Raw genomic sequence first — 20,251 nt, 5'->3', positions numbered from 1 at the left:
GTCCGGACTATTCGGTGCCGTTGGCGCTGTTCGCGCAAAGACGGCGGATGGCCGCGACGATCTCGGTGTTGGGGCTGCCCTTCACGAGGTACTCGGAGACCCCGGCGGAAGCCATCTGGGCGATGGACCGGGTGTCGCTGTGCGCGGAGAACGCCAGCAGTCGCGTCTGCGGTACCCGGCGGCGTATCTCCCGCGCCATCCACGCGCCGCCCCCGCCGGGGATCCGGACGTCCAACACGGCGACCTCCGGGACCAGCAGTTCCGCGAGCGCGACCGCTTCACCCGCTTCCAGCGCGACGGCGACCACTTCGATGTCCGGCTCGGTTTCCAGGAGGGCACGCAGAGCATCGCCGATGACCGGGTTGTCGTCCGCGACGAGCACCCGAAGTCTGGGGGGCGTTCGATTCATGACCCAGTCCGTGCCCGCGGTCTCTGCGGCGCCGGTGGTGGTCGCGGGCCCCCCTCCGAGCTTGGCGTGGCTCAGCAAGAGATTCGGCGGTCGCCCTCGCTCGGCTGCACTACGAGCGTCCTGGCGACGTCATGGATCTTCATGTTGTTGTTGCGGCAGAACGAGCGTAGCAGTTCGAACGCCGCATCGATGTCGATCTGGTAACGCTCGGCGAGAATCCCCTTGGCCTGCTCGATGGGCAGCCGGTGGTCCAGCGCGTACTGGAGCTGTTCGGCGCGGGACCGGTAGAAGCGGAGGCGATCGCGCATGGCCACGACGTCGTCGGTCGGGTCGGGAGAGCCGGACGAGGCGGCCGGCGAAAGCGTGGTCTCGGACATGACCGGATCGTCGCAGCGATGGAACTGCCCCGGGAAGAACAGAACGTCCTGACTCGAATGATGCAAATGAACCTGGTCCGGTCGGCGGCAGCCACTCGAACGGGTGCCGAACAGGGCCCTTTGGCCTGTCGCAGTGACCGGTCGTGCGCCGTACGCTCTCCTCCGAGGAGGGAAACCGTGGAGGTCGGAATGCTCCGGGTGTTTCTGGTCGACGACCACGAGGTGGTCCGTCGAGGGGTCGCGGACATGCTGGAGGAGGACGCGGGGCTGTGCGTGGTCGGCCAGGCCGCCACCTTTTCCCAGGCGCTGGCGAGGATTCCCGCGCTGCGGCCGGACGTCGCGGTACTCGACGTGCGGCTGCCGGACGGCAACGGCGTGGAACTCGCGCGGGAACTGCGGTCCAAGATCCCCGAACTGAAATGCCTGATGCTCACGTCGTACACCGACGAACAGGCGATGCTGGACGCGATCATGGCGGGCGCGAGCGGGTACGTCATCAAGGACATCCGGGGGATGGACCTGGTGGCCGCGGTCAAGGAGGTCGGCCTCGGCCGGTCACTGCTGGACGCGCGGGCCGCCGCGACGCTCATGGCGAAGTTCCGCGACGACGCCGCCAAGAAGGGGCCGCTGGCAGGGCTTTCGGAACAGGAACGCACGCTGCTGGAGCTGATCGGCGAGGGGCTGACCAACCGGCAGATCGCGGAGCGGATGTTCCTCGCCGAGAAGACGGTGAAGAACTACGTCTCCCGGCTGCTGACGAAACTCGGCATGCAGCGGCGCACCCAGGCGGCCGTGCTGGCCACGGAACTGCGACGGCAGTGAGGGTTTTCCGTGCTCAGGCGGAAACGAGCGTGTCGAGCAGGACGTCGTCCAGCGGGCGGCGCGGGGTCCACGGCAGCGGCAGGCCGTAGCCGACGCGCAGCAGCACTTGCGGCCACACTCCGCAGCCGAGAAGGCGCCGGAGCTCGGCGCGGGCGGCGCGGACCAGGACCGGCGGCGAGATGTACGACGCGTCGAGGCCCGCTCCCGTCGCGGTGAGCAGCACCCTTTGCAGTGCCTGCCCCGCCTGGAGCCGGTCGAGCCGTTCGTCGGTCAGCGACCCGATCACCACCACCAGTGGATCAGGTCGCGCACCGTTGCCCGCGCCGCCGAATCCGTCCAGGAGCCAGCTTTCGTCGGCGGGGGAGCCCGCGGTCACGTAGGACGGCACCCCGTCGCGGGTGCCGGCGCCCAATCCGGTCCAGCGGCCGAGTTCGGCGACGAAACCGGGGTCGGCGAGCTGTACCCGGCGGGCGTGGGAGGTGAGATCACGGAGATGACGGCACTGTTCGGCGTCGAGGCTCGGCATCCACGCGTGCTCGAGTTCGGTGGCGTGGCGGAGGGTGGCGAGAGTGGACCGCGGGACGGCGCCGGGCAGGAATGGCCGCCGGTTGGTCCGGCGTCGGGTGATCGCGCGGGCGAGCCGGGAGACCTTCGGATCGGGAGTGCGTTCGGCGACCGGACGGACGACGGCGAGCAGATCGGGATCTGCGCGGCTCGGCATCAGGGTCGTCGCGGGATGGAAGCCCAGTGCGTGAATCGCCGTCCGGAGGGTGAAAAGCGCGGCGCCGCACGAGAGGACGAGCTCACGCCCGTCCGGATCCGTGACCGGCAGATTACGGCGCGGGTCGGCGTGGAGTTCGATCCCGGTGCCGGTGCACCGGAAAAGCCAGGGCTGGGTGTTGTGCGTCGACGGCGCCAGCGTGGCCGACCGGAGCACGGAATTCACCTGTTCGGAGTTCAATCGCCCGACCCTGGTGGCTTGTATGGTCATTGTTCCCCCCGTCGCTGCGCCACGGGCATACGGTTGTCTCGCTGAGACGGTCCCCGTCCTCGGTGCGGGGACGAAAGAGGAGAAAGTCACCACGGCCGTGAGTCGTCCCGATCTTCGGAGGCGCAGCAGGATGTCGGGTCAGGACCGGCTCGGCGGAAGTGACGACCGGGTCACCGGCGCGCTTTCCCAGCTGCGTGTTCGTGAAGTGCTGCGGGATCTCCAGGACCGCATCGAACGCCTCATCGGCACGCGCGACAAGATGGACGGCCTGCTCGAAGCGGTGCTGGCGGTGGCATCGGGGCTGGAACTGGACGCGACACTGCACCGGATCGTGCAGGCGGCGATCGACCTCGGCGAAGCCACCTACGGCGCGCTCGGGGTGATCGCGGACGACGGTTCGCTCGCCGAATTCGTCTATCTCGGCATCGACGGCGACACGAAGCAGCGGATCGGGCATCTCCCGAAAGGTCACGGGCTGCTGGGTTTCGTCATCGACGAGGCGAAACCGGTGCGGCTGGCCGACATCTCGCGGCATCCCGCGTCGGTCGGGTTCCCGCCGTGCCATCCGCCGATGCGGTCCTTCCTCGGGGTACCGGTCCGGGTCCGCGACGAAGTGTTCGGGAATCTCTACCTGACCGAGAAGCGCGGGGAGAGTTTCACCGACGACGACGAAGTGGTCGTCCAGGCGCTCGCCGCGGCGGCCGGGATCGCGATCGAGAACGCCCATCTCTACGAGCAGGCGCGGATCCGTCAGCAGTGGCAGGCCGCCACCAGCGAGGTGACGACGGAACTGCTGGGCGGCACCGATCCCGTCGACGCGCTCAACCTGATCGCCAGCCGGGCGCTGGAACTGACCGGTTCCGACCTCACTTTGCTGGCCCTGCCCGGTTCCGGCAGGCTCGACGTCAGCCCGGACGGCGAGGACGAGGCCGACGAACTCACCATCGCCGTCTGCGCCGGAGCGCGAGCAGCGGAACTGACCGGGGTGCGGATCAGCGTCGCCGCCTCGTTGCCGGGGGCGGTCTACCGCGACCGGACCCCGCGCAGCGTGCCGGAACTGAGACTCGGTGCCGAGGAGGAGTTGTGTTTCGGGCCGACGCTCGTCGTCCCGCTCCGGGCGCGGGAACGCACGTCCGGGGTGCTGATGGCGGTGCGGAACCCGGACGCTGTCCCGTTCGAACTCGCCCAGCTGCCGGTGGTGGCCTCGTTCGCCGACCAGGCCGCGCTCGCGCTCCAGCTGGCCGCGCAGCAGCGCACCGCCAGGGAACTCGACGTGCTCGCGGATCGGGACCGGATCGCCAGGGATCTGCACGACCACGTGATCCAGCGGCTGTTCGCGGTCGGCCTCGCCATGCAGAGCACGCACCGCCGGGCGAACTCGCCGGAACTCCAGCGGAGGCTCGGCGACAGCATCGACCAGATGCACGAGATCGTGCACGAGATCCGCACGGCGATCTTCGATCTCCACGGCGGCGAGGCGGGCCAGCAAGGGGTGCGGCTGCGGCATCGCCTCTACGACTCGATCACCGAACTCACCGACGAGACCGCGATCCACCCGACGGTCAGCCTGTCCGGGCCGCTCGACTCGATTCCGTTCCCGTTCGCCGAAGCGGCCGAGGCGGTGGTGCGGGAGACGGTCGGTAACGTCGTCCGGCACGCGTCGGCGAACGGTGTTTCGGTGAGCGTCTCGGTGAAGGAGGACGTCCTGCGGATCGTGGTCACCGACGACGGCACCGGGATCGTCGGCGAGCCCGTCGCGGTCGGCGGGCTGCGGAATCTGCGTGACCGCGCGGAAAAAGTGGGCGGGGCGTTCCAGGTGGAGACACGGGAAGAGGGCGGAACCAGGGCCGAGTGGTCCGCCCCCTTGCGCTGACCGCGTTCAGTTCGTCGAGTGCCCGGCCAGGAGTCCGTCGACCTCGATCGAGCGGGCGACATCGGAGGCGACGGTCTCCAGGAGTTCCGCGGTGAGGTCCGAAAGCGCCCGCGTCACCGCGAGATAGGCGCCGATCTGGCAGTTCGAATTCTCTCTCAGCCCGGCCTCCGCCAAGCCGACACCGACGAACTCGCCACCGTCTTCGAGACGGAGCAACGCTTCCGCGCGTACCCGGTACGGCTCGTGCTGCAAGGAAACGTCAATGGTCCATTTGTCCGTCATCGTCGGCTCCGTTCCGGTCATCGAGACTCCCATCGCGGCCGTTCGTGGCACAGGGTCCTAAGTCCTCGCTCCACGGGAATCGGGGGCGAAAGTCCTCGGGATTCGTGACCGGCGGCCGCTGCGGTCGCCGGATACCCCGGCCGAAGGTGGATCAATCCCCTTCCCTCGGAGCCCACGATGAAGATCCCGTTACCGAACCATGTCGACCAGGCGGTCGCGGCCGCCGTCCGCGCGCCGTCCCCGCTCAACACCCAGCCGTGGCGATTCGTCGTCGAGCGGGACCGGATCGAGGTATGGCTCGACCGAGCGAGGGTGCTCCGGATCGCCGACCCGGCGGCTCGCGAGGCGCGCCTTTCCTGCGGCGCGGCGATCTTCAACCTGATCGTCTCCCTGCGGTCCAACGGGAAGACGCTCTCGCTCCGAACGCTGCCGTCACCGGACGAGCCCGACCTGCTCGCCGAGATCCTGGTCGACGGCGACCGGTTCTCCTCGCCCGAGGAACGGAAACTGGCCGAGGTGGTCTTCCGCCGTCACACGAACCGCCGCCCGTTCCTGGACCGGCCGGTGCCCGCGTGGGCGCGGACGACGTTGCGGGCGGCCGCGCTGGTGGAAGGCGGGCTGCTGGAACTGTTCGGCCGCGGCGACCGGGCGAACGCGCTCGCGCGGGTGCTGCACCGGGCCGAAGCGGCGCAGGCGCGCAACGGCGCGTTCCAGGCCGAGGTCGCGCTGTGGACCCGGCGGGCGGCCAACGCCCCGGACGGTGTCCCGGCGCCGACCAAACCGCCGTCACCCCACAGGATCCCCGCGCAGGAGTCGTTCTTCGCGGCCGAACAGGAAGGTGGTGAGCCCGTGCTCGGCGCGATCCTGACCGCGGACGGGGGACCGTCAGCGGATCTCCGGGCCGGGATGGTGCTGCAACGGGTGCTGCTGACCGCGACGGCGGCCGGTCTCGCGACGTCGTTCGTCGGCAGGCCGTTCGAGACCCCGGAGACGCGGACCGCGATGGAGCGGATCTTCGCCGATCTCGGCCGTCCGCACGCGGTGCTGCGCCTCGGGTACGGCCGCCCGATGCCGATGACAGCCCGTCGTCAGGTCGACGAGGTGCTGCTCCGGCGGTCGGAAGCGGCTCTCTGACCCCGGGTCATCTCGTCGACACCCACGTTTCCGATCGCCGCCACCCGCCCGTCATCCGGGCCGGATTCAGTCTCCGTATGAAGATCTTGAGGAATTCCCTGGCGGCGCTGGCGATCGTGGGCCTTTCGGTCGCGGCGTCCGCGCCGGCGGTGGCGGACGCGGCCGCCCGCGATCGCGGTTCGATCGTCATCACCGAGCAGGCGTCCAAGCGGATCCTGGTCCTGCCCGCCGACCGGGCCTCCTGGGAGAACCGGAAGCTCGCCTGGTCGTGGGCGCCGAACGCCGCCAACGGGCTGGCGGACCTCGCCGGATCGTGGAGCAACCCGAGCGACGCGAAGCTCGCCGAACGAGGCGGCGAGAAGTACCTGCTCACGTCGGCGTCGGGCGGCTTCGTGGCCGTCGTGCCCTATCCGGCGGGGGACCGGGCGTACTGGGCTGCCAACGTAGGAGGGCCCGCCAACCCTCACAGCATCGAACTCCTGCCGGACGGCAACGTCGCGGTGGCCGCCAGCACCGGCGGCTGGGTGCGGATCTACACCGCTTCGCAGGGACAGCGATCGACGACCTACGCCGAATACCCGCTGGTCGGCGCGCACGGCGTGGTGTGGGACGCGGGCCGGAACGTGTTGTGGGCCTTGGGCACCGACGCGCTCGTCGCGTTGAGCGTCGGCGGCACCCCCGCCGCGCCGGTGATCACCGAGCAGCGGCGCGTTCCGGTGCCGAGCAAGGGCGGGCACGACCTTCAGCCGGTCCCGCACCGGCCTGACCTGCTGTGGGTGACCACGGAAGCGGGGGTCTACCAGTTCTCGAAGACGAGCGGCGGGTTCACCCAGCGCTACGCGGGCGCGCGGGAGATCGACCGGCCGCACGTGAAGAGTGTCTCGACGAACCCACGGACCGGGCAGATCCTGACGGCTTCGATCCAGGACGGGCACCTGTGCACCTGGTGCACGGACACCGTCCGGCTGGCCTTTCCACGCGCCGAGCTGGCGCTGCACGGCGCGTGGATCTACAAGGCCCGCTGGTGGATCGGTTGAGCGGGATTTCCTGATCGGTACTTCCATGTCGGTACCGGCCGTTCGGGGGGCTGTCCGGCCGGTACCGACACACCAGAGAAGAGGGGACCTCGTCGTGAGAATGACGCCTGGCCGCGTCTTTCACCTGACCGAGTGAATCAGGCTGTTCGGCGGGCACCATTGACCCGTTCGGGGTATACGTCTCACCCGAGGAAGGCTTGCAACTCGTCGATGACCGCTTTCGGCTGCTCCTCGGCGACGAAGTGCCCGGAACCGGAGATCTTCCGCACCCGGACGTCGGTGGCCTTGGACGGCAGGACCGCGGCGAGGTAGTCGTAGTTGAACTCCGAACCCAGCCCCAGCATCGGCGCGGTGATCTTCCCGTACGCCTTCTGGTCCTCGATGTCCTTGCCGAACGCTTGGTAATAGCCGTTCCCGGCGCGGATCGCGTCCGGGCGGTCGTACGCGGCGGCGTAGATCGCCCGGTCCCGGTCGCCGACCGCGGCCGGATCGGTCGTCAGGTGATCGAGCATCCAGTCGACGAGGTACCGCGAGCGGCCGGCCAGCAGCTGTTCGGGCAGCGTCGCGACCTGGTTGAAGGCGAACCACCAGACGTTCACCGGCTGTCCGGGCGGGGCCAGCATCGGGATCTGGTACAGGCTTTCGTCGGGGTGCGAGACGTCCATGAGCGTGACGGACTTCGTCGCGTCGGGGTGGTTGGCGGCGAAGCTGAACGCGACCATCGCGCCGATGTCGTGCCCGGCGATGTGCGCCTGCCGGTAACCCAGCGAACGGACGAGCTCGAAGATGTCGCGGGCCATCGTCTTCTTGTCGTAGCCGTCCCGCGGCTTGCCCGAGCCGCCCATGCCCCGCAGGTCGACGGCGATCACGCGGTACCGCTTCGCCAGCGTCGGCATGATCCGGCGGTACTGCCACCAGGTCTCCGGCCAGCCCGGCAGCAGGATCAGCGGCTCACCCCTGCCTCCGGCGACGTAGTGCAGACGGACGCCGTTGACCTGGGCGTACTCGCTGCGGAAGCCGCCGGGCAGGGAGCGGGCGAGTTCCGCGTCGCCGGGGGCACCGGACCGGCCGGCTTCGGCCGCCTGGGCTGCCTGGGCGACACCACCCGAGGCCACCAGCGCGGCCGCGGCCCCCGCGCCGAGGGTGAGCATGGAACGGCGGTTGAGGAAGGAACGGCTGTCTTCGGTCATGTCGTTGATCGTGGCCGGTCAGGGGGCCCGACCGTGAGCGGTGTTTTCGCCAACCGGGGTCGGTTTTGAGACAGCCCCGTCAGGCCGGCACGGGTTCGAGGACGCCCAGCCTGGTCCCGAACGTCTCGCGGTACGCCACCGGGGTGACCCCGACCTGCCGCCGGAAGTGCGGCCGGAGCGCCGCGGATGAGGAGAACCCGCAGTACCTGGCGATCTCGTCGACCGGCAGATCGGTGGATTCGAGCAGCTGCTGAGCGCGGATGACCCGCTGGTGGGTGAGCCACGTACCGGGCGCGGCGCCGGTGATCTCGCGGAACCGGCGGTCGTAGTTGCGCCTGCTCATATGCGCCCGCCTGGCGAGTTCCTCGACCGGGAGCGCGGTGTCCAGCCGGGTGAGCGCCCAGGCCATCGTCTCCGAGACCGGGTCGCCCTCGTCGAGTTCCGGCATCGGCGATTCGATGTACTGGGCCTGCCCGCCGGGCCGGTGCGGCGGGACGACCATGCCCTTCGCGAGCCGGTTCGCCACCTCCGCGCCGCACCACGAGCGGATGAGATGCAGACCGAGGTCCATCCCCGCGGCGCCGCCGCCCGAGGTCAGGATGTCGCCGTCGTCGATGTAGAGCACCGATTCGTCGAGCCGGACGGCGGGGAACCGGGCCGCGAGCAGGGGCGCCATCGCCCAGTGCGTGGTCGCGGGGCGTCCGTCGAGCAGCCCGGCGGCGGCCAGCACGAAGGCGCCGCTGCACAGTCCGGCCACCCGGGCACCCCGGTCGTGGGCCGTGCGGAGCGCCTCTAGCGCCGCTTCCGGCGGATCCTCCATCGGCGACCGCCAGTTCGGGACCAGCACCAGGTCCGCGTTCCGGACGGCGTCGAGGTCTTCGGCGACCGGGACGGTCAGGCCACCACCCCGCAGGGCGGCGTCCGGCTCGCCGCCGACGACCTTGAGGTCGAGATCGGGTAGCTCCCCGAAGGCCGAGGCCATCTCGAACACCCCGAACGCGAAGGACATCGCGCCGAGCGACGCCCCGTTGAAGACCACCACGGCCAGCCGTCTCATGGCCCGATTCTAGGGACGGTCGCGAGTGGACATGACGGTTTTTGAATATCGAAGCGACAGACGCCGGTGACGCGAGTTAGGGCCTGTCCGTGAAGGCCCCCTTTCCTCGGCTCAGCCGAGGAATCTCGCCCTTCGCACCCTGCTCAAGTACATGAAGGCCCCCTTCCTTGCGATAGGCGCAAGGAAGGGGGCCTTCATGTACTTCAAGAGAAGCGCGGCCGCCTTCGCCTTAGCACTCACGAGTCCAGACCTGCGATGGAGCTGGTTCACGACTGTCCGAAGGGGACGGTAGATTTCCGACGCACGGGTCGCTCGGGGAAGGAAGCGTCGATGTCGTATCCACAGGGACCGCAAGGACCGCAGTGGGGCCAGGGTCAACCGCAACAGGGTTACCCCCAGCAACAGCCTCCCCAGCAGTACCCGCAGCAGCAGTATCCCCAGCAGGGCTATCCGCCGCCGGGGTACGGCGGGCCACAGTTCCCGGGGCAGCCGCCGAAGAAGGGCAACGGACTGCTGATCGGGCTGATCGGCGGTGGCGTCGGGCTCGTGGTGGTCGTCTTCGTGATCCTCGCGTTCGTGGCACCCGGTTTCCTGTTGAGCGACAGCAAGTCCTCGAAGACGGCGAGCCCGACGCAGACCCCGCTCCACCTCAACTGGGGTCCGGTGCTGGCGGGCAAGTTCATGCTCGCGGTGTTCGGCGACGAGCCCGACAAGGCCGCCGAGTCGGCCTGCGCGGACGCCAAGGACAAGGTGCGGGAGGCGGCGAAGGCGTACGGCGACCGGAACGCTTCGCTCTCGGCCAAGGATCCGAAGGAGGCCGGCCCGGACCTCATCTCGGTGCCGATGTCCGGCACGCTCAACTACGAGTCGGACTTCACCGCGACGATGGAGGTCCGGCGCGAGGCGGGCGACAAGTACTGCATTTCCGCGATCTACCCGTTGCCGCCCGCCAACTGAGTCAGGGGAGCAGGCCGGCTCGCCGCGCGTGCGTGACGGCCTGCAACCGTGAGCTCGCGTCGAGCTTGCGCATCGCGTCCCGCAGGTAGCTCTTGACCGTCTCGGCGGTCAGCCCCAGCCGGTGCGCGATCTCGGCGTTGGTCAGGCCGAGCGCGACGAGCGAGACGGTGTCCAGTTCCCTCGGCGCCAGATTGACGACCGGGGGAGCGGTGTCGGTGAGGCTTTCGCACACCGCGTCGAGGCGGCCGCGAAGATCACTGTCGGTGACCTGGCCGGAGAGGACGCGGAGTTCTCCGTAGACCTCGCGCAGCCGTTCCCGGGGCGCGGACGTCTCACGGTGCTCGGTCAGCGACCTCATCTCGGCCAGCCGCGCCTCGATCTCGTCCTCGACGGCCAGCGTCTGTTCGAGGTCGCGCGCGGCGTGCAGCGCCGCGGTGATCGTCCGGTCGGAGAGAACGGCCTCGTCGCGCAGGCCGCCGTAGAGCACGGCGCGGACACGCCGGCGCACCACGACCGGGACCGCGACCACCGAGTGGATGCCTTCGTCGCGGACCGGTTCGTCGTAGTCGTGACTGATCGTGGTGGCGCTGTGGTAGTCGTTCGCGACGACCGGCCGGGTCAGCGCGAGCGCCTTGCCGCCGAGGCCGAGGCCCGCGCGGACGGACAGGCCGTGCAGGGCGGTGCACCGGTTGCCGAGGAACGCGGTCAGCCGCATCCGAGGCGAGGTACCGGCGATCCCGGCGAAGCCGACCGGCAGTCCGGTGTCCCGGCGCAGGTCCGAGACCGCGCCGAGGAGCTGGGCGTCGTCGACCGGCATCGGTTCACCCTCCTCGGTGATCCCCCTGGATCGGGGGTGGTGGACGGACCGGGTCCGCCCGCACGATTTCCGGAACTGTACGCCTTCGCCAACGTCCGGGAGAAACGATGACCGAAGCTCACGTCCGGCGGTTGCTCGAGGTCTACGACGACGAGCACGCGAGTGCGGCGACGCTGTTGTGCGACCGGCATCCGGCGGAGGCGGTCGCGTTCACCGTGGTCGAAGCGGATCTGACCGGCCACGATCTCACCTACGGCGAGCTGCGCGAGCGGTCGGAACGGTTCGCCGGGGCGCTGCTCGGCCTCGGCGTCGGGCCGGGTGACCGGGTGGCCACCCTGATGGGCAAGTCGGCGGAACTGGTCGTGGCACTGCTCGCGATCTGGCGGCTGGGCGCGGTGCACGTCCCGCTGTTCACCGCCTTCGCGCCGCCCGCGATCGCGCTGCGCGTCACCGGCAACGGTACGAAGGTCGTCATCGCCGACGCTGGTCAGCGTGCGAAGCTGACGCCGTCCGAGGACCTGCCCGCCGACCCGGCGCGGCGGATCGTGGTCGTCGGGGACAACGACGGCGGGGACGGCGATCTGTCGTTCCAGGACCTGCTGACCGACGCCGCGCCGCTGCCGGGCGCCGCGGTGACCGGTGGGTCCGGGGTCCTGGTCGAGCTGTTCACCTCCGGGACCACGGGAACGCCCAAGGCCGTCCCGATCCCGCTCCGCGCGCTCGCGGGTTTCCAGGCGTATCAGGACTTCGCACTCGACGTCCGCGCCGACGACGTGTTCTGGAACGCCGCCGACCCGGGCTGGGCCTACGGTCTGTACTACGCGATCATGACGCCGATGGCGACCGGCAGGCGAAGCTTGTTGCTGCACGCGGGTTTCTCCGCCGAACTGACATGGGCGGTGCTGGAACGCTTCGGCGTCACCAACTTCGCCGCCGCGCCCACGGTGTACCGCGCGCTGCGGAATTCGGCCGCGCCGGTGCCGGACGGCCTCCGCCTGCGGCACTGTTCGTCGGCGGGCGAACCGCTGACCCCGGACGTCCTGGACTGGGCGTCGTCGAAACTCGGCGTCGGCGTTCACGACCACTATGGACAGACGGAACTCGGCATGGTGGTGGGAAACGCGTGGCATCCTGACCTCCGCTCGGAGGTCAGGCCCGGCTCGATGGGACGCGTCCTGCCGGGCTTCGCCGTCGAGGTCCTCCGTGAGGACGCCGACGTGGTGGCCGAGCCGGGAGAACGCGGACGCGTCGCCGTGGACCTCCCGGCGAGTCCGTTGGTGTGGTTCCGCGGCTACCGCGACGCACCCGAGCGCACCGCCGCGCGCTTCAGCCCCGACGGCCGCTAGTACTACACCGGCGACGTCGGTGCCAAAGACGAAGCCGGCTACCTGACCTTCGCCTCACGGGACGACGACGTCATCCTGATGGCGGGCTACCGGATCGGCCCGTTCGACGTGGAAAGCGTTCTGCAACAGCACGAAGCGGTGGCCGAATGCGCCGTCATCGGTGTCCCGGACGAGCTGCGAGGCGAGGTCGTCGTGGCGTACGTGGTGGCGCGGGACGGCACTCCCGCCGACGCCGCGCTGGTGACCGAGTTGCAGCGGCTGGTGAAGACCCGGTTCGCCGCGCACGCCTATCCCCGTGAGGTCCATTTCGTGCCGGAGCTGCCGAAGACGCCCAGCGGAAAGATTCAGCGTTTTCTCTTGCGGGAGCGGCATGTTACTGATCGATCGGCCAGGTCTCGTCCTTCAGCAACCGCTTGAGCACCTTCCCGGTCGCGTTGCGCGGCAGTTCCTCCACGAAGTACACGTCCCGAGGCACGGCGAAACGGGCCAGCCGCCGGTGGATGTAGGCGCGGACGTCGTCCGCGCTCATCCTGGCGCCGCGTTTCGGGACGATGTACGCCGCGAACCGTTGCCCGAACTCGCGATCCGGCACGCCGATCACGGCCGCTTCGTGGACTCCGGGCAGGGCGACGATGGCTTCCTCGACCGGGCGAGGGGACACGTTCTCCCCGCCGGACACGATCATCTCGTCCGCGCGGCCGGTGACGAAGAGCCGTCCCGAGGCGTCCTGGTACCCGACGTCGCCGGTCGCCATGAGTTCTTCCGCGCGCGGCACGCTGGCGCCGTCGGTGTAGCCCTCGAACAGCATGTCGTTGCCGACGAAGATCTGTCCCTCCCAGCCCGGCGGGACCCGGTTGTGATCGTCGTCGAGGATGGCGACACGGGTGCCGGGCGGGCAGCGGCCGGCGGTGGTCGGCGCCGCGCGGAGGTCCTCGGGCGTGGCGATGCTGGCCCAGGAAACCTCTGTGGAGCCGTAGAAGTTGTAGAGCACGTCGCCGAAGGTGTCCATGAACTCCGTGACGATCGTCCCCGGCAGCGCGGATCCGCTGCTGGCGACGATCCGCAGCGACGACAGGTCGTACCGGGTGCGGATCCGTTCGGGCAGATCGAGGATGCGCTGCAACATGATGGGCACGGCGAACAAGACGCCGCAGCGATGTTCGGCGATGGTCTTGAGTATCTCTTCGGCGTCGAAGCGGCGGATCAGCGACAACGACGCGCGGACGGCCATCCCGATCTGCATCCCGGCGAGCCCCCAGCTGTGGAACAGGGGTGCGGCCACCACGAAACGGTCTCCACTGTGGAGCGGGATGCGGTCCAGCATGGCGGCCGACGTCGCGAGGCCCTTCGGCGTCGGACGGCGTGCGCCCTTGGGGGTTCCCGTGGTGCCCGAGGTGAGGACGACGAGCCTGCCGATCCGGTCCACCGGTTTCAGTTTGGTGGCGGGCACCCCGGCGATCAGCTGGTCGATCGTCGGGTAGCCGTTCTCGGTCTCCGGCCAGGTGGACAGGCGGAGGAAGTCGCCCGGGATCCCGGCGATGACCTGCGAGAACTCGTCGTCGGCGAGCACCGCGACCGGTTTGTGCAGGCCGATGACGTCCGCGACAGCGCCGGCGGAAAGCCCGGTGTTGAGCAGGATCGCGTCGACGCCGAGTTTGCTGCACGCGACCAGCGACTCGACCATCGCGGCGTGGTTGCGGCACAACAGGGCGATCCGGTCGCGAGAGCGGACCCCGCGGGCCGCGAGCGCGTTCGCGAACTGGTTGCTGCGGTCCGCCGTCTGCTTGAACGTCCGGACGTTGCGTTCGTCGTGCAGCGCGACGTCGTCGGGCACGCGGGCGGCGTTGGCGCCGTAGCCGCCGGCGACGGTGGCTCCCCATTGCGACAGCGAGGTCAGCTGCCGGGCGATCTTGTCCGGCCGCGCGGCCGCGATCACCCCGGCCTTGATCAGCGTGCTCGCCGTGTGCAGCGTGGTGGCCTTGGCGGACGACGGTTCCTCCTGGGGGGACGCCGCCCGGCCCGAAAGGTGGAGCTCGATCCGCCGGGTCATCGCGCGGATGCTGCGTTTGAAGGACGAGGCGGACACGAGATGTGCGTGCTTCGCCGGAAGCATCAGCTGGGCGATGAGTTCCGTGCCGTCTTCGGGAGCAGGCCGCAGTTCGAGCGAGAGCCAGTTGCCGTCGTCCTCGACGCCGCACCAGACGACGTGCTCACCGGGCCGCCAGACCCGGGCTTCGATGTCACCGACGACCAGCGTTCCCGGCCGCGGTTCGAGGCGGACAAGGCACTTCGGACCGCGTCCGCGTTCCGCGGGCTGCTGGATCTCGCACCAGCTGATCTCCGCGACGAACCTCGAGTAGGACTCGGGATCGCCGATGACTTCCCAAACCTGGCCGGGAGCATGCCCGAGAATCGAGCTCGCCTGGACCACATCGTCTCGCATGCGATTCGCCTCACCACGCGCGTTCGGGTGTTGACCGGGCCGCTGCCGGCGCCTCCTTCGTCGATCGAGTTCGGCGAACTTACCAGCAATCGGCCGAACGCAATACTCCGAACGACCGCGAGTTCGCGCCCGCCCAAGGGAACCGCCTTCGAAAGCGTAAGCGCTGGGGCGGCGGAAGGCCGTCTGTGGAAGCGTTGATCGCGACGTCCGATTCACGCCAGCCTCCCGCGCGCGACCCGGCGAAGCTGGCGGACGTGACAGTGACTACGACGGCGGCCGAGGCCGCGCACACCCGTATCGAGCCCGGAATCCTCTACTTCGGCACCCCCGTGGTGCTCCTCTCGACGGTCGACCAGGCCGGTGTTCCGAATCTGGCTCCGATGTCGTCGGCGTTCTGGCTCGGCTGGCGCGGCATGCTCGGGCTGGGCGCGAAATCCAAGACGGCGCAGAATCTCATGCGCAACCGCGAATGTGTTCTGAATCTCCCTTCCGACGCCATGGCGGCCGCCGTCGACAGGCTCGCGCTCACCACCGGGTCGGATCCCGTCCCGCCCCGCAAGTACCAGCGCGGCTATCGGCACGAACCGGACAAGTTCGGCAAGGCCGGGCTCACCCCGGTCGCTTCGGAAACGGTCGCGCCGCCGCGGGTCGCCGAATGTCCGGTGACGATGGAGGCCGTCGTCGAGGCCGTCCACCCCCTCGCCGAGGACGACCCGGCGCAACGCGGTGGAATCCTGGTGTTCGAGGTCCGGGTGCAACGTGTCCACGTCCACGACGAGGTGCGGATGCCGGGCACCGAAGACCGGATCGATCCCGACCGCTGGCGGCCGTTGATCATGAGCTTCCAGAAGCTCTACGGTCTCGGCCCGCAGGTCCACCCGTCGACGCTGGCGAAGATCCCGGAGCGGCTCTACCGGGGACCCGACATCGAGCGGTCGCGGGATCAGTCGTCGCGGGCGAACGAGAACCGGTTCACCAGCGGAAGCCAGCGCTGATAGGACGCGGCCTGCTCCGGCCACGAACCGCCGGACAGGCCGCATTCGAGCTTCGGCCGCAGTTCGTGGTCATTGAGCGACGACCCGATCTCGAGGGCACTGTCTTCGGGGTCGGCCCCTTCGAGGATGGCGAAGAACCAGGAAACCGCTTCCGGGTAGCCGACCAGCACGGAGAGCAGGACCATCACCGCGCGGAACGGAGCCTCGCGGCTGCCGTCGGCGAGGAACTCGGCCAGGTCCTCTCCGGCGAGGCGAGCCCGCAACAGGCGGTACAGGTTCAGGAGCCGTTTCGCCGCCCGCGGGGACCGGATGAGCGGAGCCAGCGTCGGCAGGAAGTCCAGTTCCGCGGTCGAGATCACCAGCCTGGGAGGTCGAAGGTCTATTGTGGACTGTTCGGACGACGGTGGTGGTGCTTCCTCGTGCCGAGGAGGCTCCACCGTCGCCGGAGCGCGGTCGCCGGTGGCCTGATTCGTTCCGACGGGCGCGGGCTCCGGTGTGGCGTCCTGACCCTCGCTGGCGGCGAGCCCGCGCACGAGCCCCGCGAACCCTGGATCGTCCATGGGGGACAACGTGAACGGCACCTGGAAGATCTTCTCGAGGTAGTTCTCGGCGAAGGTCTCCGGATCGTCGCCGAGCATCTCCTCGTAGTGCTGCTCGACGGCCTTCTTGAGCCACCGCGAGTCGACGCCCACCACGACGACGAACACCGGCAGCGCCAGCAGGAGATGGATGGCTTCGAGCACCTGGACGACGACCTTGGGCGGGCAGCGGTCGAGGTCGTCGATGTAGAGCACGGTCCGTTCGATCTTCCCGGAACCGTGCGGAACCTCGGCGAGCATGGTCGCGAAGGTCTCGAGATCCTTGCGCAGCAACGAGACCACGCCCAGATGCTCGACGTAGTCCGAGATCCGGGACTCGGCGAACGACACGAGGTCGAGTCCCGGCGCCAGCTCGGTGACCGCCTTTTCGAGCCTGTCGGACTCGGCGTCCAGTTCGGCCAGGCGCCGCTCGGTCTCTTCGTCCTCTTCGGACGGGCCGCCGAGTTTGTCGAGTGCCTGGTGGATCCGGTCCGCGCTGGCGCGCATCCGCAGGACGACGGTCAGCGCGGAACTCACCACGGTGAGCCCACCGAGCACGCCGGAGACCTGCGACCGGCCGACGAGCAGCGTGACGACCAGGACCGTCACGAGTCCGCCGATCAGAACCAGCAGTGGAACCGGGTCCTGCCGCAGCCGTCGCCAGAATTCGGCGACGTCCGAACTCAGCCCGCCGGACTCCTGCGCCAGGCGTTCGAGATCTTCGGCCGTCGGCCGGTCGACGCCGAGCCTGGACGCGATCCACGACTTGTCAGCCTCGGTGAGGCTGTCGAAGACCGCTCGGACGTACTCACGCGGCTTTCGTCGCCTGCGCTTCGCTTGCTTCTGTTGGGCCGTCAGGGTTCTGCGTTCGAGGCGGACCGCGCTCAGCCTGCCGAGGAGGGTCTTTTCGGTCTTGCGGCGTTCCGCGAGCGCGTCGGCCTGACGCTGGAGGTCGTTCTCGGCGCCGCTCGCGGCGAGGTTGTCGAAGATGTGGGTGGCGAGACTGGCGAGAAGGTTCGCTTCGCTGTAGTGCCAGGCGTTGAAGCTGATCTGGCGGACGCTGGAACAGTAGGAGGACACGGACTTCCCGTGCGTGTCGGCCGCGGTTTCGGCCGCCTGCGCGGAATCGGCGAGTTCGCGCACGCGCAGCTGCATCTGGCGCATGAAGAAGCTCTTGCCGGAACCCCAGCTGCCGAACAGGCCGATCGACAGGGGAGGGGTGATCATCCGGGAGACGACCAGGTCGGCGAGCATGCGCACGTCGGTGCCGATGCCGAGCCGGTCGATGCCGTCGTCGGTGTCGGGCCGGTAGTCGGCGACGTGAGCGGCGAAGGGATCGGGCACGTAGCTCAGGCGCGTGGAAGGTGCCTGGGCGGCGGAGAGCTCGTCGATCGTGCGGATGGGGCGTAGCGCGGGGTACATCGACTCGGCGTTCGCGCGTTCCTGCTCGGAGAGATCCGGGCCGATGTGGAGGACCTCGGGCTGAAGTCGATCGATCGCCGCGCGCAGTTCCGGATGGTCGTACTGGCTTCCCTCGGCGAGGCCCAGAACCCGGCGGCCGGCGTCCCGTCCGAGCCATTTGGCCACCGCGACAGGGTCACGAAGGAGGGTCTGGGGCAGTTTCCGGTCGAGCCACATGATCGCCGGTCCATCGCTCCGGTCCATCACGAGATCGTCGATCTCCGGCTCGATGACCAGTTCCGTTCCTGAATACGCCACGGTCAAGGCTTCCCAGGCCGATCGCCGGGCACCCGAATAGACCTCGTGGACGAGAAGGGTGAACTGCACCGTCTGGAGCGCCGTGACGAGCGGCTGGTCGATGTCCCTGGGCAGATAGCGGCCCGGACTTTCCCCTGGTGCCTTGCCCACCAGCAGAATCGACGGATCGACGTCGCGTACCAGCACCATCCGTGCTCCCCTCCCAAGGCCGAACGGAAAAGCAGTCTAGGGGGCATCCGCTCAGCTCTGGGTGAAACTCCGCATCCGCTCGGTCACGGATCGCTACGGTCGATCTCATGACTGGGGAGAGGCTGGACGGTAGATACGCGAAGATCTGGGCGGCGAGTACGACCTCCGCGTTGGGCAGCGGTCTCGCGACGGTGGCGGCACCACTGGTGATGGCCTCCCGCACCGACGACCCGCTCGTGGTGTCCGGTGGGTTCGCGGTGGCGTGGCTGCCGTGGCTGCTCTTCGCGCTGCCGGGTGGCGTGCTGGTCGACAGGGTGGACCGGCGGAAACTGATGATCACTCTCGACTGGATCCGGGTGCCCGCCGTCGCGCTGCTGGCCGTCGCGATCACGACGGGCGATGTCAGTGTCGCGTTGCTGTACGCCGTCCTCTTCGTGATCAACGCGGGCGAGGTCGTGTTCCGGACGGCGAGCGGGGCGATGCTGCCGACTATCGTCCCGAAGGCGTTGCTGGAGCGGGCGAACGGAAGGCTGTACGCGGGGACGACGCTGGCCCACGGCATGCTTTCCGGGCCGTTGAGCGGATTCCTGTTCGGTGTCGCGGCGAGCATCCCGTTCTTCGTCAACGCCGGCACGTACGCCGTCAGCGCCCTGCTGCTCGGGCTGATCGGGGGCGCCTACCGCGCGCGGTCCGGTGATGATCCCGGCGAACCGGTCAAGCGGCGCTCGATCCGGTCCGAGGCGACCGAAGGGTTCCGCTGGCTCATGGGACAGCGGCTGCTGCGGACCATGATCGGGCTGATCGGCCTGCTGAACCTGACGCTCGTCGCGGCCACGTCGGTCCTGGTCCTGCTGGCGAAGGAGCGGCTCCAGCTGGAAGCCGTCGGGTACGGCCTGCTCTTCACCTGCATGGCGGTGGGTGGCCTGTTCGGCTCCCTCACGGGTGACCGCCTGATCACCTGGTGCACGCCGACCTGGACATTGCGGATCGGCCTGCTGATCGAGGCGGGGACGCATCTGGTGCTGGCGACGAGCACGAGCGCGCCGGTCGTCGGCGTGACGCTGTTCCTGTTCGGGGTGCACGGCGCGCTGTGGGGCATCGTCGGCAGCTCGCTGCGCCAGCGGCTCACCCCGCCGGACATGCTCGGCCGCGTCGGCAGCACCAGTCTGTTCATCGTCGCCGGCGGGAACTGCGTCGGTGCCCTGCTCGGTGGCGCGGTGGCGTCGAAGTTCGGGCTGACGACGCCGTACTGGGCGGGGTTCGTGGTGGCGGTGATCGTTTCCGCGGTCACCTGGCGGGTGTTCGACCGCGCCGTCGTTTCGGCGGCCTACGAGCAGGAACCCGCGGTCAGCCGTTGATGCCGGTGAGCGCGAAGAATTCCTGGCGCGAACGAGCGTCCTCGCGCAGCGTGCCGAGCAGGGTGGAAGTGACGGTGCTCGAACCGACGGCCTGGACACCGCGCAGGGTCATGCACGAGTGCTCCGCCTCGATCACCACGCCGACACCGCGCGGCTCGAGCTGCTCGTCGAGCCAGTCGGCGACCTGCTTCGTGAGCCGTTCCTGAACCTGCGGACGGCAGGCGAAGTGCTCGACGATCCTGGCCAGCTTGGACAGGCCGAGTATCCGTTCGCCGGGCAGGTAGCCGACGTGCGCGACCCCGACGAACGGCAGCAGGTGGTGCTCACAGACGGACCGGACCGGGATGCCCCTGGCGAGGACCAGCTCGTCGTAGCCCTCGTCGTTGGGGAAGGTCGTGAGGTCGAACGACCGCGGGGTGAACAGCTCGGCGTAGGCGCGTGCCATCCGGCCAGGGGTGCCGCGGAGGCTCTCCGAGTCCAGTGAGATACCCAGTGCGGTGAGAAGGTCCGCGGCCGCGGCCTCGGCGGCCTCCAGATCCGGCCCAGGCCCGGTTTCGTGCACGACACGCAAGGCGGGAGTGGACATGAGGCCTCCTTGGCTGAAGCGAACCCCAGAGCTATTCGACTAAGACTTTTGGGCTTTTTACCTGCCGCCGCTTCAGCCTACATGGTAGATC

At 69.2% G+C, this 20,251-nt stretch carries 19 protein-coding genes; 9 read left to right on the top strand and 10 right to left on the bottom strand.

What is annotated here, in order from left to right:
* Positions 1-7 precede the first annotated feature (7 nt).
* Both B0293_RS36180 and B0293_RS36175 read right to left on the bottom strand, forming a co-directional pair.
* Positions 8-409 carry a response regulator gene (locus B0293_RS36180; protein WP_245191999.1) on the bottom strand — a complete coding sequence of 134 codons (402 nt, stop codon included), beginning with the start codon at positions 407-409 and terminating at the stop codon, positions 8-10.
* Between the two features lie 71 nt (positions 410-480).
* On the bottom strand, positions 481-786 hold the full coding sequence (locus B0293_RS36175) for an ANTAR domain-containing protein (protein ID WP_005160943.1): 306 nt from the start codon (positions 784-786) through the stop codon (positions 481-483).
* 189 nt (positions 787-975) lie between these two features.
* On the opposite strand from B0293_RS36175, the gene B0293_RS36170 reads away from it, so the two are divergent.
* Complete coding sequence (locus B0293_RS36170) at positions 976-1,608, top strand: response regulator (RefSeq protein WP_039918971.1); 633 nt, start codon at positions 976-978, stop codon at positions 1,606-1,608.
* A gap of 13 nt (positions 1,609-1,621) precedes the next feature.
* Here the strand turns inward: B0293_RS36170 and B0293_RS36165 are convergent, their stop codons facing one another.
* Entirely contained in the window at positions 1,622-2,599 is a 978-nt protein-coding gene (locus tag B0293_RS36165; RefSeq protein WP_077241472.1) for an Acg family FMN-binding oxidoreductase, read from the bottom strand.
* A gap of 130 nt (positions 2,600-2,729) precedes the next feature.
* Between B0293_RS36165 and B0293_RS36160 the strand changes: the two genes are divergently transcribed.
* Entirely contained in the window at positions 2,730-4,472 is a 1,743-nt protein-coding gene (locus B0293_RS36160; protein ID WP_005160949.1) for a GAF domain-containing sensor histidine kinase, read from the top strand.
* Between the two features lie 6 nt (positions 4,473-4,478).
* On the opposite strand, the gene B0293_RS36155 is transcribed toward B0293_RS36160, so the two are convergent.
* Positions 4,479-4,775, bottom strand: a complete 297-nt coding sequence (locus B0293_RS36155) for a dsRBD fold-containing protein (RefSeq protein ID WP_005160952.1) — start codon at positions 4,773-4,775, stop codon at positions 4,479-4,481.
* Positions 4,776-4,931: 156 nt separating this feature from the next.
* Between B0293_RS36155 and B0293_RS36150 the strand changes: the two genes are divergently transcribed.
* Positions 4,932-5,888, top strand: a complete 957-nt coding sequence (locus B0293_RS36150) for an Acg family FMN-binding oxidoreductase (protein WP_005160955.1) — start codon at positions 4,932-4,934, stop codon at positions 5,886-5,888.
* Positions 5,889-5,965: 77 nt separating this feature from the next.
* The gene (locus B0293_RS36145) at positions 5,966-6,925 is read left to right on the top strand and encodes a DUF6528 family protein (RefSeq protein WP_005160958.1); all 960 of its coding nucleotides are present in this window, start codon (positions 5,966-5,968) and stop codon (positions 6,923-6,925) included.
* 182 nt (positions 6,926-7,107) lie between these two features.
* On the opposite strand, the gene B0293_RS36140 is transcribed toward B0293_RS36145, so the two are convergent.
* Positions 7,108-8,115 (bottom strand): alpha/beta fold hydrolase, encoded by a 1,008-nt coding sequence (locus tag B0293_RS36140; protein ID WP_005160961.1) that lies wholly within the window; start codon positions 8,113-8,115, stop codon positions 7,108-7,110.
* A gap of 79 nt (positions 8,116-8,194) precedes the next feature.
* Positions 8,195-9,172, bottom strand: a complete 978-nt coding sequence (locus B0293_RS36135) for a GlxA family transcriptional regulator (protein ID WP_039918943.1) — start codon at positions 9,170-9,172, stop codon at positions 8,195-8,197.
* A 330-nt stretch (positions 9,173-9,502) separates the two neighbouring features.
* Here B0293_RS36135 and B0293_RS36130 point away from each other — a divergent pair, with 330 nt between their 5' ends.
* Positions 9,503-10,129, top strand: coding sequence for a hypothetical protein (locus B0293_RS36130; protein WP_005160966.1), 627 nt, complete (start codon positions 9,503-9,505; stop codon positions 10,127-10,129).
* 1 nt (position 10,130) lies between these two features.
* Here the strand turns inward: B0293_RS36130 and B0293_RS36125 are convergent, their stop codons facing one another.
* Positions 10,131-10,946, bottom strand: coding sequence for a helix-turn-helix transcriptional regulator (locus B0293_RS36125; RefSeq protein WP_005160968.1), 816 nt, complete (start codon positions 10,944-10,946; stop codon positions 10,131-10,133).
* 107 nt (positions 10,947-11,053) lie between these two features.
* Here B0293_RS36125 and B0293_RS36120 point away from each other — a divergent pair, with 107 nt between their 5' ends.
* Together B0293_RS36120 and B0293_RS44490 are read left to right on the top strand one after the other, a co-directional pair.
* Complete coding sequence (locus B0293_RS36120) at positions 11,054-12,292, top strand: AMP-binding protein (protein ID WP_005160971.1); 1,239 nt, start codon at positions 11,054-11,056, stop codon at positions 12,290-12,292.
* Positions 12,293-12,334: 42 nt separating this feature from the next.
* The gene (locus tag B0293_RS44490; RefSeq protein WP_456061846.1) at positions 12,335-12,709 is read left to right on the top strand and encodes an AMP-binding enzyme; all 375 of its coding nucleotides are present in this window, start codon (positions 12,335-12,337) and stop codon (positions 12,707-12,709) included.
* On the opposite strand, the gene B0293_RS36115 is transcribed toward B0293_RS44490, so the two are convergent.
* Positions 12,666-14,735, bottom strand: coding sequence for an AMP-binding protein (locus B0293_RS36115; protein ID WP_005160976.1), 2,070 nt, complete (start codon positions 14,733-14,735; stop codon positions 12,666-12,668). The genes B0293_RS44490 and B0293_RS36115 overlap by 44 nt on opposite strands.
* A 254-nt stretch (positions 14,736-14,989) precedes the next feature.
* Here B0293_RS36115 and B0293_RS36110 point away from each other — a divergent pair, with 254 nt between their 5' ends.
* On the top strand, positions 14,990-15,730 hold the full coding sequence (locus B0293_RS36110) for a flavin reductase family protein (protein ID WP_052014521.1): 741 nt from the start codon (positions 14,990-14,992) through the stop codon (positions 15,728-15,730).
* Here the strand turns inward: B0293_RS36110 and B0293_RS36105 are convergent.
* Positions 15,679-18,216, bottom strand: coding sequence for a P-loop NTPase fold protein (locus B0293_RS36105; RefSeq protein ID WP_005160982.1), 2,538 nt, complete (start codon positions 18,214-18,216; stop codon positions 15,679-15,681). The genes B0293_RS36110 and B0293_RS36105 overlap by 52 nt on opposite strands.
* 107 nt (positions 18,217-18,323) lie before the next feature.
* Between B0293_RS36105 and B0293_RS36100 the strand changes: the two genes are divergently transcribed.
* On the top strand, positions 18,324-19,574 hold the full coding sequence (locus B0293_RS36100) for an MFS transporter (protein ID WP_039918944.1): 1,251 nt from the start codon (positions 18,324-18,326) through the stop codon (positions 19,572-19,574).
* Here B0293_RS36100 and folE read toward each other — a convergent pair.
* Complete coding sequence (gene folE / locus B0293_RS36095) at positions 19,564-20,160, bottom strand: GTP cyclohydrolase I FolE (protein WP_005160989.1); 597 nt, start codon at positions 20,158-20,160, stop codon at positions 19,564-19,566. The two genes, B0293_RS36100 and folE, sit on opposite strands and share 11 nt — an antisense overlap.
* Positions 20,161-20,251: the final 91 nt, after the last annotated feature.

The organism is Amycolatopsis azurea DSM 43854 (genome assembly GCF_001995215.1).
GTDB classification, from domain to species: domain Bacteria; phylum Actinomycetota; class Actinomycetes; order Mycobacteriales; family Pseudonocardiaceae; genus Amycolatopsis; species Amycolatopsis azurea.
Note: the sequence above shows the minus strand (reverse complement) of the source record. Positions and strands in the feature narration are given on the sequence as shown.

What these genes read in the sequence shown, in the direction of transcription:
- B0293_RS36160 (WP_005160949.1), top strand. Translation starts at nt 2,730, where the DNA reads ATGTCGGGTCAGGACCGGCTCGGCGGAAGTGACGACCGGGTCACCGGC.
- folE (WP_005160989.1), bottom strand. Translation starts at nt 20,160, where the DNA reads ATGTCCACTCCCGCCTTGCGTGTCGTGCACGAAACCGGGCCTGGGCCG.
- B0293_RS36120 (WP_005160971.1), top strand. Translation starts at nt 11,054, where the DNA reads ATGACCGAAGCTCACGTCCGGCGGTTGCTCGAGGTCTACGACGACGAG.
- B0293_RS36180 (WP_245191999.1), bottom strand. Translation starts at nt 409, where the DNA reads ATGAATCGAACGCCCCCCAGACTTCGGGTGCTCGTCGCGGACGACAAC.
- B0293_RS36155 (WP_005160952.1), bottom strand. Translation starts at nt 4,775, where the DNA reads ATGACCGGAACGGAGCCGACGATGACGGACAAATGGACCATTGACGTT.
- B0293_RS36105 (WP_005160982.1), bottom strand. Translation starts at nt 18,216, where the DNA reads ATGGTGCTGGTACGCGACGTCGATCCGTCGATTCTGCTGGTGGGCAAG.
- B0293_RS36135 (WP_039918943.1), bottom strand. Translation starts at nt 9,172, where the DNA reads ATGAGACGGCTGGCCGTGGTGGTCTTCAACGGGGCGTCGCTCGGCGCG.
- B0293_RS36140 (WP_005160961.1), bottom strand. Translation starts at nt 8,115, where the DNA reads ATGACCGAAGACAGCCGTTCCTTCCTCAACCGCCGTTCCATGCTCACC.
- B0293_RS36165 (WP_077241472.1), bottom strand. Translation starts at nt 2,599, where the DNA reads ATGACCATACAAGCCACCAGGGTCGGGCGATTGAACTCCGAACAGGTG.
- B0293_RS36170 (WP_039918971.1), top strand. Translation starts at nt 976, where the DNA reads ATGCTCCGGGTGTTTCTGGTCGACGACCACGAGGTGGTCCGTCGAGGG.
- B0293_RS36150 (WP_005160955.1), top strand. Translation starts at nt 4,932, where the DNA reads ATGAAGATCCCGTTACCGAACCATGTCGACCAGGCGGTCGCGGCCGCC.
- B0293_RS36130 (WP_005160966.1), top strand. Translation starts at nt 9,503, where the DNA reads ATGTCGTATCCACAGGGACCGCAAGGACCGCAGTGGGGCCAGGGTCAA.
- B0293_RS36115 (WP_005160976.1), bottom strand. Translation starts at nt 14,735, where the DNA reads ATGCGAGACGATGTGGTCCAGGCGAGCTCGATTCTCGGGCATGCTCCC.
- B0293_RS36100 (WP_039918944.1), top strand. Translation starts at nt 18,324, where the DNA reads ATGACTGGGGAGAGGCTGGACGGTAGATACGCGAAGATCTGGGCGGCG.
- B0293_RS36175 (WP_005160943.1), bottom strand. Translation starts at nt 786, where the DNA reads ATGTCCGAGACCACGCTTTCGCCGGCCGCCTCGTCCGGCTCTCCCGAC.
- B0293_RS36125 (WP_005160968.1), bottom strand. Translation starts at nt 10,946, where the DNA reads ATGCCGGTCGACGACGCCCAGCTCCTCGGCGCGGTCTCGGACCTGCGC.
- B0293_RS36145 (WP_005160958.1), top strand. Translation starts at nt 5,966, where the DNA reads ATGAAGATCTTGAGGAATTCCCTGGCGGCGCTGGCGATCGTGGGCCTT.